Here is a 17,414-nt window from a genome sequence, read left to right as displayed (position 1 = left end):
TAAAAGTGGACGTTAAACATTTTAAAGTGAACTTATTAACTCAAATGACCTTACTCATCATCTTCGTTGTTTTTATCAGTACCTTGCTTGTGAGCATTCTATTCTCTTCATTGCTGGAAGATATCGTTGAAAACTATGTGGGCAAGCAAGCAATGACCGTGGCCCAATTAGCGGCTCAAAACCCAAAGATCATCCAGGGATTCACGGAGGATCATCCATCGGATGTGATCCAGCCCGAATCGGAAAGGATCCGTCATACTACAGGTGCCGATTATGTAACCATTGCGAACCATAAGGGACTTCGCTACTCCCATCCAAATCCAGAATATATCGGGCAGCCTACGGCAACCAGTAATGATGCAGTATTCAATGAACACAAATCAATCATCTATCAAGGAAATGGAATTTCGGGACCGGCAATTAAGGCGAAGACACCTATCCTGAATGATAAAGGGGAGATCATCGGTGTTTCATCTGTAGGTTTTTTAGTGGAGAATGTGCAAAATCAACTATCCAATTATAAAATGAAAATCTTTCAATTGTCGCTGATCCCAATCCTGGCAGGAATCGTATGGGCCATAGTCATAGCTCGACGCTTAAAAAAACTTATATTAGGTTTAGAACCGGAGGAAATTTCTTTTTTGTATCAAGAAAGGGAAGCGGCACTTGATGCCATCCGGAATGCCACCATTACGATCAATATTGGAAAACAGGTTACTTCCATGAATAAAAGGGCACGTGAATTGTTCCCTGATCATCAGCTTATGGTGGGAAAGCGGATTGTGGATGGTCATTTAGCAAAACTCATCAAAAGTGTATTCAGCACAAAAGAGGGGAAGTTCAATCGCAAGGTACTTTTAGGGCAACAGCTGTATATTGTGGATTTGTCACCGATCTTAAATCATAATAACGTCAGGGGCGTCGTGTTAACAATAAGAACGGTATCCGAAATTGAACAATTAACGGAAGAATTTTCGGAAATCAAGGCCTTTTCAGAAAATATGCGGGCACAAAACCATGAGTTCTTAAACAAATTGAATACCATTTATGGATTGCTTAGCTTAAAACAGTATGATCGGGCATTGAACATCATCTCTTCTGAAGTGAGGGAGAGGCAGGATATCATATCGTTTCTTATGTCATCGGTTAAAGATCCTTTAATTGCAGCCTGTTTACTTGGGAAGAAAAACCGTTCAAAGGAATTGCAGGTTATGCTGGAAATAGATGAGGAAAGCAATTTAAACAGCACATTAAAGCCCGAGGATGCCCATCATTTGGTTTCCATTATTGGTAATGTAATTGATAATGCGATGGAGGCAGCCTGGCAACGGAATAAAAACAAGGGGAAGGTCAAAGTTTCATTTACGGATTTAGGGAATGAAATTATATTTGATATTGAGGATAACGGCCTTGGCATCCCGCAAGGAATGGAAGATATTATTTTTACAAATGGATATACGACGAAGACGGGGGAAAATCATGGAATCGGTTTGGCCATTGTAAAAAATTCCATTGACCTTTTAAGCAGTCAAATTTATATTGACCGCAGTAACTTGGGCGGAGCGAGATTTACGATTGCCTTACCGAAGGATACAAAAGCATGAATGGAGGCGCCTGCATGTCCAAAGGACCGATTACAGTTGTCATTGTGGAAGATGACGAAAATGCAGTGAACATATATAAACATTTCACCAATCAACTAGATCAATTCACTGTCATTGCCACCGCCAGTACAGGCAAGCAGGCATTAAACATATTGGATGTTGCCCAACCGGACTTGATTTTATTGGACATCTTTTTACCGGATATGAATGGAATTGAGCTTCTCCGGGAAATCAGGAGCGAGTACCGGGGGATTGACGTAATCCTGATCACCGCCGCGAATGATACCGAAACAGTCAGCGAGGCGATCAGGGGCGGGGCTTTTGGTTATCTTATAAAACCGATCATTATCGATAAGCTGCTTGCAACGCTCAATCAATACGAGCAGACGAGAAAGCAGCTGGAGAATAATAACTTGGTAAATCAAGAGAAAGTGGATACTCTTTTTCGGACCCCAAGTCATTCACCTACAGCCAATGATGTTCAAATGAATACTCTTCCCAAGGGAATTGACAAGCATACTTTGAAAATGGTCAGAAATAAGATTCAAAACGTCAATGGCCCTTTAAATGCTGATGAACTAGGTCAACTCGTTGGCATCAGTTATTCCACTATGCGTAGGTACTTGGAGTATCTGGTTTCCTGCAATGAAATGGAAGTCGAAGTATTGTATGGAGGTGTGGGACGGCCTGAGAGAAAATATAAGCTAAAAAACCGCTAATGAAGGAACTCGCTTTCCTCCTTAGCGGTTTTTCATTTTCAGGCGTGAAAAAAATGATTAAAACTCCATTTATGAAAAAAACTCTAATTATTTCCTTTATATGTGAAGAATGCGTAATGGATGATAGTCTCTAAAGAAAGCGCTATCACGTTTGACTATCGAAGGGAGTTTGAAGATGTTATCCATTTTAGGATTTTCCATGATTGCCGTATTCATGTATTTAATTATGTCGAAGCGACTATCTGCACTAGTGGCGATAATGCTCGTGCCAATCATATTTGGAGTGATTGGAGGATTTTTGACTGAACTGGGACCGATGATGCAGGATGGTGTTGAAGGGATCGCTTCAACAGCCATCATGATTTTATTCGCCATATTATATTTTGGAATAATGATAGACTCTGGTTTGTTTGATCCCCTTATTTCTAAAATATTGAAAATAGTAAAAGGGGATCCCTTGAAAATAGTATTGGGAACATCCATTCTCTCCATGACCGTCGCCTTGGATGGGGATGGGACCACTACCTACATCATTACTGTTTCGGCACTATTGCCCCTTTATAAACGCCTGGGAATGAACAAATTGATTTTAGCCACCGTAGCCATGTTATCCATGGGTGTAATGAACATGACACCGTGGGGGGGAGCCTCTGCCATGGCCATGGCTTCTTTGAATCTTGACGCATCTGAATTATTCTTGCCAATGATTCCTGTCATGGGCTTTGGCCTCATTTGGGTTCTTATTGCAGCCTTTATATTGGGTAAAATGGAACGAAAGAGATTGGGCGTAATAGAGATCGAGCATAATCACACGAAAGCTAATTCCGAGATAGCTGCAACAACCGTTTCCCGTGATTATCGCCGCCCGAAATTGGTCTGGTTCAATTTCATTTTAACGGTCGTGCTGATGGCATCATTAATCATTGATTTCATGTCTTTGACCATTTTATTCATGGTTGCGTTCGCCATTGCGTTAGTGGTCAATTATCCTGATTTGAAAGATCAGCAGGATCGAATCGCCGTCCACTCGAAAAATGCATTGGCCGTCGTGTCAATTGTCATCGCAGCCGGGATTTTTACCGGTATCATGTCCGGAACGAAAATGATCGATGCAATGGCCATTACGTTGGTCTCGCTGATCCCAGAACCGTTGGGGCCGTTTTTACCGGTCATAGTAGCATATGCCAGTGCCCCATTCACGTTCTTTATGTCGAATAATGCATTCTATTTTGGTGTGCTGCCCATTATCGCACAAGCCGCTGATGCTTATGGGATCAGCGCGGCGGAAATAGGGCGTGCTTCCTTGATCGGTCAGCCGATACACGTACTGAGTCCTTTGGTGGCGGCAGCACATTTGCTGATCGGTTTGGTTGGAACGGACTTCAGGGATATCCAGCGGTTCGCGATAAAGTGGGCATTGGGGACTGTCACTGTCATGACCATAGCTGCGATAATCATCGGAGTCATTTAGTGAAAAGGGAATGTAGTCGTATCTTACGGCCAAAGGTACTGATAATGGGAGGGTTTCTTAATGTGGATCATCACACTCTATAAAAGCAGAGGTATCGTCATGTATGAATTTGAAACGGAACAAGCCGCACGGGAGGTTTATTGTAACATTGAAGGGGATAGGATTCTATCAGAGGTTATTTACTTTAATGATCCAGGTGTAGCATAAAAGATTGGGTAAGAAGCATAATGATCGATGAATGGTCGTTGCAAAAGTGCGGGTCAAACACAAACCAAACAGCAAATTCACACCCCGAAATAAGCTAAGGCTTTATTGGGGTTTTCCCATTTTTTACGACGGTGTTACTAATGATTTTCGCGGTTGCCCCGGCCAAGGTTCATGACTGTATCCAATCTCGCATCATGTAAAGATTGCTGGGGCAGGAGGGGATCTAAACAATTCACGGCGGCTGTTAACTGATGATCACCAAGTTCAGGCAAGGAGATATTTATGGCTTCACCGGGGCGAAAAGGACCTTTTGAATAGTGCCGATTTGATGGTGGCCGCCCAAACATGCATCGATTCCAAAATATAGGAATCAGTAAATGGTATTTTTTTTTTCGTTCAAAGTATTTTTCAAATTAAGGGCGTGGACAGGTTCTGATAGTGTTCCAAAGACATGATAAGGGACTTGTTTTTCCTTTAACATCGTTCCTACTAAAGGTCCGAATGAATCTCCTGTGGAACGATCTGAACCAATACATAAAAAGACCATCTCTTGAGGGTGCGACTGATTGATTCCTGCGATTCGAGAAGACATCTCAGGCACTTCTGCTTCTCCATCCCTTTCCAATATGTATGGGGTGCAATCGTGTATTTCTTCTTTTGGCTTCCTTTTTTTCCTTCCGTTAAAAGGATACATGCCCGCACCCCTTTCCCCATTTACTAAAGAACCGTGACATCTTGATCAAGATTATATATTCCCCCAAAAAGATCCAGGGTAAAGGATAAAGCGATCAGTTATGGACTTTGCTCGCTTTTGTGAGTAGGAAGAAAAAGCTTCCTTTTCCCATTTGACCCTCACGTTGCGTAATACTTTAAAGTAAAAGATACGAAAGGAGGTAAGACACAGTGGCAATGAAAGTGAAAGAACTTGCTGATTTAGTGGGCATCAGTGTGCGGACCTTGCATTATTATGATGAAATCGGGTTATTATCGCCAGAGGAAACAACCGATTCCGGTTATCGGCTATATTCCGATGAAAATTTGGAGATGCTGCAGCAAATCCTGTTTTTCAGGGAACTTGACATGCCTTTGAAGGAAATCAAACAAATGATAAGCAGCGCCTCGTTTAATAAGCAGGAAGCGTTGAGACAGCATCAAAAAATGCTTATAGAGAAGCGCAGTCAGCTGGATAAATTGATCTATACGGTAGATAAGACGATCAAGCATATGAAAGGGGAAATCCAAATGACGGACAAAGAAAAATTTGAAGGGTTCGACTTCAGTCATAATCCATATGAACAGGAAGCCCGCAAGCGATGGGGGGATGAAGCTGTCGATGTATCGAATGCAAGAGTGGCGGGGCTGTCCAAAGATGCCCAAAAAGCCGTTTCGGACATATATACAAAACTTGCGTCCATCCGGGCGGCCTCTCCTCAGTCAGAAGAGGCACAGGCAGCTATTAAGGAATGGTATGACTGCTTGAACCATAACTTCGGCAAATATTCACTTGACGCTTTCAAAGGATTAGGGCAAATGTACGTCGATGACCAACGCTTCACGAAAAATATCGACCAATATGGTGATGGCTTAGCCCAGTTCATGTGTGAGGCGATGGCACATTTTGCCGACGTTAATCAAAAGTAGGGGTTCCTTGACCAGAAGACGAAAAAGCGGCGGAAGTCCACAAGCTTCCGCCGCTTTTTTGTACAGTCCATTATATTCTTGTATCTGGGATGATTTGTGTCGATGCTTCGAATAGGTCTTCCCGTTTTCCTGTTAAAGGCGGATAAATGACCGCTTGATTGATATTCATTTTTATTTTTTTCGCTTCTTCCCCTTGATATTGCGGAATGCGGTCCCAGCCATTCGTAAATAGGGCACCCCATGGACCTAAATCAAGGCAAGTGACATATTGTTCCTGCTTGTAGGGGATCCCCTCGATGCCGAGTAAGTCGCAGACAACGTTATGGCCAGCGACTTTTCCTTGAGGCATGGCATGCTGGCAGGTCATCAAGGCTGCATGATTTTCATCCGTCATTGCAAGAGCTGTATCTCCGGCGGTGAAGACGGAAGACATTCCTTTCACTTTCAAATTTGCATCGACTGGCATGCGTCCCAATTCATCCTTCTCTACAGGGAAATCTGCCGCCAACGGACTTGCCTTAACACCTGCTGACCAAATGGCCGTTAATGCCGGAATCCGTCCGCCTGATTGTAAAGTCACTCCTTCTGAATCTATCGAACTCACTGTTTCATTTACATAGATTTCAATATTCATATCGCGTAAAGCTTCTTCAACGATTGGGCGTGAATGTTCCCCCATGTCAGGTGCTACGGAAGATGTTCTTTGCACGAGGATAACTCTTACATCCGCTTCTTTATTTTCCTGCTTAGCCACTTTTTTCAGGCGGGCCGTCATTTCCGAGGCAATCTCAATTCCTGTAAAACCAGCACCCACAACCACCGCGGTATATTTGCCTTCAACTTTATCCGAGTCAACCAACCCATTGATATGATCATCAAGTTTGAGCGCCTCCTGATATGTATCCGTGGAAAAAGCATAATCACGTAATCCAGCGAGATCAGGAAGCACCAATTGACTGCCGGCCGCAAAGACCAAACGGTCATATGCAAGATCCATCTGCTCGTCTTTTTGATGGACAGACACTTTTTGTCCTTTGGTATCGATTTTACCGACTTCTCCTTCAATGAAGCGAACTCCAACCGGATCCAGGACCTGGCTTAAAGGGATTCTCAAATTTTGTGGATTCTGTTCGTAAAAGCGCGGACGGACGCCAAAATAAGGATCCCGGTTTATTAAAACCACTTCCACTTCCGTACGTTCCATTTGTCGTTCGTGCAATTGTCGTGCTGCACTAATTGCACTCCATACACCTGCAAAGCCTCCACCAATAATCACGATTCGTTTCATCAAAAATTCCTCCTTTTAATTATATATATAATAGATAATTGTTATCTGTAATTAGGGGTAAAAAAATGTGAGGAGCGTAGCATTGGAACGAAGGTTCCGCTGCTACCATTATCGCCGGTTCAATGCTTCCCGAAACCAGTTGACTCCCTCTTCGTGTTGGCCCTTCTGTTTGGATAGTATCGTTTCATTCAACCAGGCAATCGTTTTACTCTTGAGATGATCGCGCATCAATTCCTCAGCTTCGAGCATGACTACATTGATTGTACAAGGTGCACAGTTCTTGGGATCAGTTTCCTTTCCTTCAAGCAAGATACACTTTTGCCTTATTTCTGCACATTGGAAAAAAGGCTGGGTTCCCTCGATGGCTGCGATAACCTCCCAAAAATTAATCTTGCTCGGTTGTTTCGCTAATTCATAGCCGCCTTTAACACCGGGCATGGAACGAACGATACCTGCCTTTTTCAATTTTGTGAAAATCTTCGAAAGGTATGTTTCGGAAACGCCTTGAAATGTTGCCAATTCCTTAACTCCAATCGTTGTCCCCGAAGGAGTGTCAACAAAGTAAGTCAGGCAATGAAGCGCATATTCCACTCCTATACTGAATTGCAAAAAAAACAACCTCCTAATTACAGATACGGTTTATCTATAAATGAATGTACTTGATTTTGTGATTCCTGTCAAATGAAAAAGGGGATCAAAGAAATGATCCCTTTTCCACTTTGTCATCCTTTTTTTAGCAAATGAACGATTTCCTGCGCTTTTTCCAACTCCACGCCCTCAATGAGACCGTTGTTTTTCCGCACAGCCGTACCGAAATGATAGTAATCGGTATTCAATTCGGAAGATATCGAAAGGATGTTATCCTTATTCAGCCCGCTTCCGACCAATATCGCCATGTTGCCAGAGACGCTTTTCATCCGCTGAATCGTCTGCATGCGACTTGGGAGATCGCCGTGTCCTCCGGAGGTCAAAATCGTTGTAATTTCAGGATACCGAGCTAACATTTCCGCTGATCGGACGGGGTCTGGCGTATCATCGATGGCTCGGTGAAACGTGATCTCCAAGCCGGCACATTCCGCTATCAGCTCCTCAAGGTATGTTTGATTGATTTCATTTCCTTCATTTAAAACACCCAGTACGACTCCATTCGCTCCGAGGGAACGAATGATCCGGATATCATTTTTCATGATTTCCAGGTCTCTTTCTGAATAAGAAAATGATTGGCTATGCGGCCTTACCATCACGTTGACTGGAATGTTTACAGCACGGACGGCAGCTTCAACCAAGGCGTGACTCGGAGTTACGCCTCCCTCCGTTAAAGAACTGACCAGCTCGATGCGATCTGCCCCCGCTTTTTCGATTAAAATAACATCTTCAATGGTAGTGGCAATGAATTCTATGTACATGGATTGGATTTTCCTTTCCTGGCTCGCTTTATGTATAAGATAATTAAAACCATTAAAAATCGTAATGTCAATCGGCCCGAAATTTCTTCATGAAATATGAAACGAAATGAACATTCAAACGTATAAAAACAGAACAAATGAAAGGGAAAGACGGATGCAACGCATAGTCATTAACGGACTATCATCATGACGGAGGTTATTTAATTGAATAAAGAAGGTAAGGAAGTAACGAAATCAAGGTTTTATAAAATAGGAATGGGCTTCTTGATCATTTCCCTGCTCACCTGGATCATTCCGGTAATCGCACCTTTTACCCCATTATCGGCTGCGACCAAGGCAGGAGTCATAACCGGGGCCATCGTATTCGCGGAAGTCATGTTTTGGGCAGGGGCGCTATTGGTCGGCAAGGAAGTGGCTGCTAAATACAAAAGTTATCTAAACCCGAAAAATTGGCGGAAAGAAAAAGGGTGAATATGGAACGTAGGGAAGAGTGAACGATGGAACGTATTCAAAGCGGTTGGAAAGGAGTAACCATTGGATGGCTGATTGAAAGGTCTCTGAGAGGTGGGAATGTTTGAAAAAAGAGGGGGGACTCCCCTCGAATACGGCAACCAGTGATATCAAGTTTCTAGTAATAACAATCTAGCGATTTCCATTCATTGTTGTAATAATCTCTATTTATATTGAATCATGTCCTCTTCCAAATCAATCAAATCCCTCTTTGCCAATCCATAATCTGCATCATAGCCTTTATAGAAGAGCCCTCTTTTATTAGGTTCTGGAAGTGAAAACCACAAAATGGTGGCAATTAGAAATAAAACTGGTGAAAACCACATTGCTATGGATAAACTGGAATGCTCACTGATTAACACCACCATGAAGGGACCCATCAGTGCTATGATTTTGCCTCCAAAAAATAGAGAGGCACCCATACTTCTGAGCCGTTCAGGGAATAATTCAGTAAATAAGCTTCCCCATGCAATTTGGCTCGCATTTGCTAAATTAAAGAGAGAGCCTACCAGAGATAATAGGGTGATATTGGAAGGAACCAAAAAATATAGTGAGATCGATAGGGGTACTAATAGAAAGCCAAAGGCATTAAAAATACGACCCAATCGGTCTGATAGATAACCCCATATTAGTCCACTGACTGTACCTATTGTAGCGCCAGATGCTAAAATGACTCCAATATTAGTAGCATCAAATCCTCGAACCTCCCTTAGGTATACGGTAAGGAAGCCGCCAAAAAACTGTATTCCCAGAAAATTAAAGGCTGAAATTAAAGCACATGTAATTGTTAAACGCCTGTATTTTCCACTGAACATCTCGGTCCATGTCCCTTTTTGTATCTCGGAAATGTCTGGCTCCCGTTTATCATTATTACCATACGGGGTATATTTGTTCTCATCCGGAACGAAGAAAAACATAAAAATAGCAATTACTACTGGAGGGAAAGCACCTAACCATAAGATTTTTTCCCAACCTGTTTCCGACAGATAGGCACCGTATGCGCCCATCACTACCCCAGAAAAAGCAAAGAGGCTCTCTGCAATAGCATATACTCTTCCTCTTAAAGAAGATTTGAAAAGTCCCACCATTGAAGATACAGCTATGGTGTAATAGCCCCCCAAGGAGACCCCGATTAAAAATCGCATAAGGCACCAAATAGGATAATTAATAATGGACATATTAATGATGGTACAAATACCGCTAATGGCAGTGACGATGATCAAAGTAGTTTTTTTTCCAGCCCTTTGTGAAAACCATGCACTGAAAACAGCACCAATAAAACAACCTAACGATTGAAATGTGTAAAAAAGAGAAGACTGCTTTAATGATATCCCATAGTTTTCGACCAGGAAGGGCTTCACATAGTCAACCACGGTGAAATTATAACAGTAGAAAAAATATCCCAGTAAGATAAGGAAATATCCTAGCAATCTCTTTGAGAGGTTCAACTGGCTCATATGCCTTCTATTTTTAAAATCTACTGAATTCATCTTTTTCCTCCTTAGTATCATTACAATATAGAGAATGAAAATTAGCTTAAGGTTCATTTATACATAATGGATTGGATTGAGTTAAAGGCTTAGGTTGCAAAATAATTAGAAAAGATAAACCTATAAAAGATAACCAAATAGATTATAAAAATAGAACAGAATAACTATTGCAGTATTCTGGAAAAAAGGCTATTTAAAAGCATCAGCGTGTTATTCGGAGCTTGTAACGCGCTGATGCTAAAGAAAATCAGTAAGTATGATCTGATGAAAGTTCACCATAATAGGGATTGGATCATATGCAATATTTAATTAAGCCGTACAAACCTGTTTGATCCATTCCCCGCTGTACATGGTATTTTCATATAGGATTCGCCATTTACCTTCAATGAATCTTACTGTAGACATACTTAGACCCAATGATTTCTTGTTTTCAAGCGATTTCCCGGTTGGTGCCCCGAACTTACTGTAGCCTAAGTTCGTACCATCAAGATAGAAATGTCGCCATAATTTATAGCCGCCATGGCCATCCGGAACCGCAAACGCATCCGTAAATGTTAATTCAAGATCTGGAAAGGCAGCTAGCAACTCTGTGGTATCTTGAACAACCGCCCCTGCCCCGACAAGTTTATGGCCGTTCTCCCTAATAACAGAAACATCATTCGCATAGATATCATAAATGCTTCCCAACCACTTATAATTATATATAAGCAAGGTATACTGTTTAAAATACTCCACAATGCTCTCTTCATCCGTGATCGTCATATTGTTTATTTTGGCTTCAATCGCTTTCATTTCATCATATAGTTGATCTGATTTATACATTTTTTTAGTCTCCTTTATTCTTTTCTATTTATCCCTTTACAAGTATTTCTTCCTTCACTTCTAATTCACCGTTAGGAGTTTGATTTTCTTCTGGCAATGGATGCTCTTGAATTTTCTCAATCGAGCTTGACCTGATTCCTTTTAATATACGATCCATTGTTTCAGTACTTCGAGTGCCCCATTCTTCCACCACTCTCCATCTTCCATTCACGTTTTTTATTAAACATTCACATAAATCTACACATTCATGTGGAGGAAGAGAAGTTCCATTTCCTCGGCCATATTTGCTTATTCCGGTGTTCGTACCTGCAAAATGCACAGCTTGCCCAAATCTAAAACCTTCTTCTGGATTTCCTACCCCATGAATCCCATAGAACTTAAACTCCATATCCGGGAAAGCAGCGAGACATGCAAGTGTATCTTGGACAACTTGGTCAATTCCGATAAGGTCATTTCCTCCTTCACGATGAATGATCATGTCGTCATAATAAAAGTCGTAAATCCTTCCAACCTGTTTATACTTCCAAATTAGATGAGTATATGCTTCAAACAACTCACATACTTGTTCAGCGGTCTCGAACTTACAATTATCCACGATATATTCCAATCTTTTTCTTTCATTTACTATTTTGTCGACGTTCATACCCTTACCTCCAAGTAATGAAATTTTTTATTTAAACACATATTTACTTTTCTCTATGCGATCAAATACATCAATGCCGATTTGTAACAGAAAATCAACCATATCGATAAACACCCAGTTTTCGACGAGAAGATTGTCCTCTCTCCGGTAAAAGTCCATTACACGCATGGTAATCTTTTTATTGGTAGCCGGCAGACCAAGCCAACCATCTCCCGTATGAGTTGCGTAAATGCTGGGCCATCCGACAAAAGAGCAAAATTTCCCTTCTGCGTAACGTGTAATATGGTTTCCACCTAAATAATCCGGAATCCCTTCGCAGAAAGGGCCTTGGTGATAATCCATGAATCCTTTCAAACCCCGGGTGGTACCTGTACCGCCGGGACCATACCACATGAAGTCTTTGTGAAAATAGAGTTCCATTCCCATGTCATCTTTGCCTTTTTCGCGATAGTCATCCCGCAGTCCTTTGTAAATCATATCTTCCACCAGATTAAGTGTACGGGAAGACTCGGCTTCATCACATTCACTCAATAAAATTCCATCATGGCTAGCTGGTCCTGGATTGACAATCTCAGCACCCAAGGATGAGATGAACTTAAAGCCGGCCTGCCTCATTAAATCCAATAAATCAACAATAATACGTGTTTCCACTATTTTTCCGTCTTTCATTTTATGGAACTCCCCAAACCGTAACCAAACCGCTCCTTTAGTCGCTGGAATGTTGAGATAATCCTCTTCGAAAGTCCCTACAAAGTGGCCCGATGTGGAGACCCATTCACCCTCGGCTTCACTAAAGGAGCCAGAGAGCAGCAGAAAATCATTTTTCTCTAAATCCGGAAAAGATTTCAAAAGTGGTTTATAGAAACTCTCACTAATACTTTCTAACCCGTTTAGTTGGTTAATTGGATGTGGGCCATACCAAACCGCATCTTCATGAAAATACGTACTTAGAAGTTCATCGATGTTATCAACATTGGCTTGATGAAAGGATTTTGAAAAATTGTGTATGTTCCTTTTGTTTTTATTTCTTTCTTGAGTAAGGGGGATCATCTTAATCACTCCAATTTTTTATTTTTATTAAGGTAGAACTGTATATTGATTTACACTGCACTGAATGTTTGAATACGCATTCAATTTAGTGTAAATAAATAAAGAACCCAGAATTCTTCTAGAATTTGATATTGGAAAAATTAATAGCTTGCTATTCAAGTTGTATTTTAAGTTTAAAGTTTGAATTTTGTCAATAAAAATAATTTTCTGATTTTTTTGTTCTTTTAGTGTAGACACTTCTTAAATAATTTATTATGATGTTGCTTATAAACTCTGATAATAAAGGGTTAAGATTGAATTACACTGTCCTTTTTAGGAATACATATGTCTTTTAGGAGAATGGGCATTTTAGTTTTCCAGGATTGTGGCAAGACGATTTAATTGAAACGCTTTCACAGGCCATTGGGCTAAAGGCTGGAAGCAAGAGGGGTGTTTTCACGGTTGGGGAAGGGAGTGTGAAGCAAAAAAATCACTATCTTGAGTATTTGCAAGATGGCTAGTGTTGCTCATTTTGTTTTCAAGGCAGTAAGGCGATCCTAAGCTAATCTAAAGAATGGGGGACAGAGTATGATTTATTGAAAAACCCTATATGTTGGAGTGAATTTTGAATACGTATTCAAAGAAAAGTTCGTTGATTCAGATCTCGCCTTCAGTGGCTGATGGCATATGTTCCTAAGCTACTCAACCTTCAATGAAACATCTCTTCTTTAGACGAGTGGTAGTCTAATTTTCCTTCTTGTTACGAATAATTCCTTTAAGGCGAGACCCTACCCCCTAATCGATAGGGGTAAATTACAAAATATAACAAAGGTTGAACGCTGATACGCCATATCTGAATGAATCTTTTATGGGTAAAGAGTGCTTTATATTTTTTTCGATTACCTCACAAATTAAAAGGGGAATAGGCATGAAAATATTGAATAGAGATAATTTTAGTTTTGCCGGCATGCAAAGTTTTTATTGGGCAGGTTTCTGTATCCTCTTTGCTTATTTGACTCCTTATATGTATAGTCTCGGTTATAGCAACACACAAGTAGGGGTTTTGGCCGCTTCAATTTCAGTTGCAAGTATTATCGGCCAGCCAGTATGCGGCTATATGTGTGACCGGCTCCGGACAGTCAAGCATGTCATGGTTTTCTGTTTAGCTTTAAGTGCAGTCTTAACAGTCTTGTTTTTATTTGTCGGGAAGTCATTTGGGATGCTTTTAATTCTTAGTACCATCATTTCTTTTATATTTCAGGCATTATATCCATTAATAGATAGTTGGACAGTAACTGCCCGTTTGAAAAATTCAACTATTAACTATGGGTTAACGAGAGGAATTGGTTCGCTTGGATATGCGTTTACCGCAGCGGTAGCAGGGATCATATTTGATCATTATGGTTACAAATGGATGTTTTATTTATTCATTCTAACTGCATGTATTACGATTCTATGTGCTCTTTTCCCTCAAGACATTAAGCCAACTAGTAAAGATGATGATGAACAGGGCCAACTGAAAATGAAAGATCTTAAACAACTTTTGCTTAATAAGGAGTATTTTGGATTTGTATTAATCATGACTATCCTTTATATCGCCTATAAAGCAAATTCTACATTTTTGCCTGCACTTATGACAAAAGTTGGAGGGACAAATGCAGATCTTGGTCTCGCTTGGTCCATTTTAGGTTTAAGTGAAGTGCCATTTATTCTAATTTCGGGCTTACTGCTTAAGAAATATAAAGATACGAGTATCATATTTATTGCCATGATCTTTTTTATTCTTAGGGTGGGGCTGCCTATATTTGCAACCAATCCGACACAATTAATCTGGATGACTGCCCTCCAAGGCCTTTCCTATGGCTTATTTCTACCGGCTTCTGTTTACTATATTTCTAGAATTGTACCTAAGCATTTAACTAATTCCGCCCAAACCTTTGCAGTTGCATTGTATTCGGGGCTTGGAATTGCAATTGCAGGAATATTAGGAGGATGGATTGCAGATTCATTTGGCATCTATTCCGTTTATAAAATCGGGGGGATCGTGGTGATTATCATGACAGTCACTTACAGGATCATGCTAAATCTATTGAAGAAGAAAGGGGAATTACATGAAGTGAGACCGACAAACGTCGGTTTGGGTGATGCGGACCTAAAACAACATTTATAATTTCATTACTTAACACACCGATAATGAACGTTTAAATATAATCAAAGGAGCGAGTAAAGTGAAGGATATTTTAACGATTCCAAGACCGGAATACCCAAGACCACAGTTGGTGCGCCCTGATTGGGTTAATTTAAATGGAGAGTGGGCTTTTGAAATTGATCATGGAAAGAGCGGAAAAGAGCGAAATTGGTTCAACGCTAACCAGAAATTCACACATAAAATCAATGTCCCCTTTTGCCCAGAAAGTAGGTTGTCTGGAATTGAGTATACAGACTTTATGGCAGCGGTTTGGTATAAGCGGAGCTTCACTATACCTTCTTCATGGAATGATAAACGCATACTTTTACACTTTGGTGCAGTGGATTATGACACAGAGGTATGGGTCAATGGTCAGTCAGTTGGTACCCATCGTGGTGGATACACTCCATTCTCGTTTGATATTACAATGTATATCCAGTCAGGCACTAATATTGTTACTGTTTGTGCAGAAGACGATGTTCGTTCCGGATTACAGCCACGGGGGAAGCAGTGTGATTCTTATAATTCCTGGGGATGTGACTATACAAGAACCACAGGAATTTGGCAAACAGTCTGGGTGGAATGTGTACCACGAGCAGGATACATTTCTTCCGTGAAAATATCACCAGATCTTGCGAACGAATGTGTACACGTAGAAGCGAAAATAAATGGCGAAAGCAATAGATCATGGAGCTTTACTTCCGCAGTTGCTTACGAACAAAAACAAGTAGGCAGTCAGCAGGCTGTGGTTTCAGGACAAAGAGCAAGGGTAACCATTCCAATTTCTGATATTCATGCATGGGAACCAGGGAACGCTCATTTATATGACTTACATTTAACATTACTTTACGATGACCAAAAAGTAGATGAAGTGCAAAGTTACTTTGGCTTGCGGAGTGTTGCCTTGGATGGCATGGCATTTAAGATCAATGATAAATCCGTCTTTCAACGATTGGTGCTTGATCAAGGTTTTTATCCGGATGGGATTTATACGGCTCCGACCGACGAGGATTTAAGAAATGACATTGAGCTTTCCATGAAGCTGGGATTCAATGGAGCGCGCCTACATGAAAAAGTGTTTGAACCTCGTTTTCTATACTGGGCTGACAAACTGGGATATTTGGTATGGGGTGAGTATGCTAACTGGCTTTTTGACATAACAACAGCTACGGGATTAGAGAGGGTTCTGCCAGAATGGATGGAGGCAATGGAGAGAGATATAAATCACCCTTCTATTATTGGATGGTGCCCGTTTAACGAAACATGGGATAAGAACGGAACAAAGCAAAATGACGAGGTAGTTCGCATTGTTTATAATGTTACGAAACAATTGGACCCAACACGCCCCGTTATTGATGCAAGTGGGTTCTATCATGTCAGCACAGATATTTTCGATGTTCATGACTATGATCAAAACCCTGAAACATTTAAGAAACGGTACGAACCAATGAGGGAAGGAGGGAATGTTCATGTACCTTTTCCCGATCGTCAAAGATATGAAGGTCAGCCTTACTTCGTCAGTGAATTTGGCGGAATCTGGTGGGATCCGCTTGCTAAGAATGAGAAGTCGTGGGGTTATGGGGAACGCCCAAGTACAGAAGAAGAATTTTTCACTCGTTATGAAGGCTTAGTATCGGTTCTGCTTGATAACCCGAATATTTTTGGATTTTGTTATACGCAGCTATATGATGTAGAACAGGAAACAAATGGCCTTTATACGTACGATAGAAAGATAAAGTTTGAGCAGTCGGTAATTCAAAATATTAATAGCCGTGCGGCAGCCATTGAGAGCCCTCTCATGAAACCATCGAAGCCTGCCGTAAAGTCTTGATGATTTATAACTCTCAGCAGAATTGGATGGAGAAGCAGATTTTATGGGGAAGATCATTATTTGAATTTTCGATGAGATGATTGTATTTTAATTGCTTGTTTAAGCTTATGGCCATTTTTAACAAAATCCCGTTCTATTGATATGGTCAGGTTTAGGATATTCCTTTCTTTGTACAAGAAAATGAGCCTGTGGATTTATACGCTTAGGAAGGGAAAGGAATGGGATAAGAATAATGAAAGGAAAAATAATGGAAAGGAAACTATTGACATTAAAAGTGAATATCGATCCTACGAATATTTGTTGGCAATATGAACGAGGTTAATAGACTATATTGGACAGATTACAATGAATGGTTTTGTCAGTGATCACTTCGATATTGTAAAGACTGGATCCTCATAATCACTCATGGTATATGGGAAGGGAGATTCATAGGTCGTATATATGACACCTATAACAATGGAAGCATTGTGTCGAGTGGGGACAAAAATGTCACAGATGATGTGGTAGCAAATACATGTGCAGCGCATTTTGCATTTCCTGACAGAAAGATAGTACCGGAGCTGCT

The 17,414-nt window shown here is 40.8% G+C and carries 16 protein-coding genes; 8 read left to right on the top strand and 8 right to left on the bottom strand.

The window, feature by feature from the left end; translation table 11 throughout:
• Window positions 1-5 precede the first annotated feature (5 nt).
• From MHI53_RS18750 to MHI53_RS18735, 4 genes are all read left to right on the top strand, one after another.
• A complete protein-coding gene (locus MHI53_RS18750; RefSeq protein ID WP_340371940.1) occupies window positions 6-1,604 on the top strand; it encodes a sensor histidine kinase in 1,599 nt (532 codons plus the stop codon).
• A 14-nt stretch (window positions 1,605-1,618) separates the two neighbouring features.
• Window positions 1,619-2,323, top strand: coding sequence for a response regulator (locus MHI53_RS18745; protein WP_061142344.1), 705 nt, complete (start codon window positions 1,619-1,621; stop codon window positions 2,321-2,323).
• 175 nt (window positions 2,324-2,498) lie between these two features.
• Window positions 2,499-3,794: a citrate:proton symporter gene (locus MHI53_RS18740; protein ID WP_340371939.1), complete on the top strand. Its 1,296-nt coding sequence runs from the start codon at window positions 2,499-2,501 to the stop codon at window positions 3,792-3,794.
• 60 nt (window positions 3,795-3,854) lie between these two features.
• Window positions 3,855-4,001 carry a hypothetical protein gene (locus MHI53_RS18735; RefSeq protein WP_185113077.1) on the top strand — a complete coding sequence of 49 codons (147 nt, stop codon included), beginning with the start codon at window positions 3,855-3,857 and terminating at the stop codon, window positions 3,999-4,001.
• Window positions 4,002-4,371: 370 nt separating this feature from the next.
• Here the strand turns inward: MHI53_RS18735 and MHI53_RS18730 are convergent, their stop codons facing one another.
• Window positions 4,372-4,695, bottom strand: coding sequence for a DUF1256 domain-containing protein (locus tag MHI53_RS18730; protein WP_340371938.1), 324 nt, complete (start codon window positions 4,693-4,695; stop codon window positions 4,372-4,374).
• Window positions 4,696-4,904: 209 nt separating this feature from the next.
• On the opposite strand from MHI53_RS18730, the gene MHI53_RS18725 reads away from it, so the two are divergent.
• Window positions 4,905-5,642 (top strand): MerR family transcriptional regulator, encoded by a 738-nt coding sequence (locus MHI53_RS18725; protein ID WP_340371937.1) that lies wholly within the window; start codon window positions 4,905-4,907, stop codon window positions 5,640-5,642.
• 70 nt (window positions 5,643-5,712) lie between these two features.
• Here the strand turns inward: MHI53_RS18725 and MHI53_RS18720 are convergent, their stop codons facing one another.
• The 3 genes from MHI53_RS18720 to MHI53_RS18710 form a co-directional block, all read right to left on the bottom strand.
• A complete protein-coding gene (locus tag MHI53_RS18720) occupies window positions 5,713-6,930 on the bottom strand; it encodes an NAD(P)/FAD-dependent oxidoreductase (RefSeq protein WP_061142341.1) in 1,218 nt (405 codons plus the stop codon).
• A gap of 108 nt (window positions 6,931-7,038) precedes the next feature.
• On the bottom strand, window positions 7,039-7,539 hold the full coding sequence (locus MHI53_RS18715) for an Rrf2 family transcriptional regulator (protein ID WP_340371936.1): 501 nt from the start codon (window positions 7,537-7,539) through the stop codon (window positions 7,039-7,041).
• A gap of 113 nt (window positions 7,540-7,652) precedes the next feature.
• Window positions 7,653-8,336: a copper homeostasis protein CutC gene (locus MHI53_RS18710; RefSeq protein WP_061142339.1), complete on the bottom strand. Its 684-nt coding sequence runs from the start codon at window positions 8,334-8,336 to the stop codon at window positions 7,653-7,655.
• A gap of 204 nt (window positions 8,337-8,540) precedes the next feature.
• Here MHI53_RS18710 and MHI53_RS18705 point away from each other — a divergent pair, with 204 nt between their 5' ends.
• The gene (locus MHI53_RS18705; protein WP_340371935.1) at window positions 8,541-8,807 is read left to right on the top strand and encodes a transporter suffix domain-containing protein; all 267 of its coding nucleotides are present in this window, start codon (window positions 8,541-8,543) and stop codon (window positions 8,805-8,807) included.
• A 203-nt stretch (window positions 8,808-9,010) separates the two neighbouring features.
• Here the strand turns inward: MHI53_RS18705 and MHI53_RS18700 are convergent, their stop codons facing one another.
• The 4 genes from MHI53_RS18700 to MHI53_RS18685 form a co-directional block, all read right to left on the bottom strand.
• Window positions 9,011-10,336, bottom strand: coding sequence for an MFS transporter (locus tag MHI53_RS18700; protein WP_340371934.1), 1,326 nt, complete (start codon window positions 10,334-10,336; stop codon window positions 9,011-9,013).
• A 309-nt stretch (window positions 10,337-10,645) separates the two neighbouring features.
• Window positions 10,646-11,158, bottom strand: a complete 513-nt coding sequence (locus MHI53_RS18695) for a hypothetical protein (RefSeq protein WP_061142337.1) — start codon at window positions 11,156-11,158, stop codon at window positions 10,646-10,648.
• A gap of 28 nt (window positions 11,159-11,186) precedes the next feature.
• On the bottom strand, window positions 11,187-11,801 hold the full coding sequence (locus MHI53_RS18690) for a hypothetical protein (RefSeq protein WP_340371933.1): 615 nt from the start codon (window positions 11,799-11,801) through the stop codon (window positions 11,187-11,189).
• A 27-nt stretch (window positions 11,802-11,828) separates the two neighbouring features.
• The gene (locus MHI53_RS18685) at window positions 11,829-12,851 is read right to left on the bottom strand and encodes an ester cyclase (RefSeq protein ID WP_061142335.1); all 1,023 of its coding nucleotides are present in this window, start codon (window positions 12,849-12,851) and stop codon (window positions 11,829-11,831) included.
• A 907-nt stretch (window positions 12,852-13,758) separates the two neighbouring features.
• Here MHI53_RS18685 and MHI53_RS18680 point away from each other — a divergent pair.
• Together MHI53_RS18680 and MHI53_RS18675 are read left to right on the top strand one after the other, a co-directional pair.
• Window positions 13,759-15,000 (top strand): MFS transporter, encoded by a 1,242-nt coding sequence (locus MHI53_RS18680; protein ID WP_340371932.1) that lies wholly within the window; start codon window positions 13,759-13,761, stop codon window positions 14,998-15,000.
• A 58-nt stretch (window positions 15,001-15,058) separates the two neighbouring features.
• Window positions 15,059-16,849, top strand: coding sequence for a sugar-binding domain-containing protein (locus MHI53_RS18675; RefSeq protein WP_340371931.1), 1,791 nt, complete (start codon window positions 15,059-15,061; stop codon window positions 16,847-16,849).
• The last annotated feature ends 565 nt before the right edge of the window (window positions 16,850-17,414 follow it).

It is taken from the genome of Peribacillus sp. FSL E2-0218 (assembly GCF_037992945.1).
GTDB classification, from domain to species: domain Bacteria; phylum Bacillota; class Bacilli; order Bacillales; family DSM-1321; genus Peribacillus; species Peribacillus simplex_B.
Note: the sequence above shows the minus strand (reverse complement) of the source record. Positions and strands in the feature narration are given on the sequence as shown.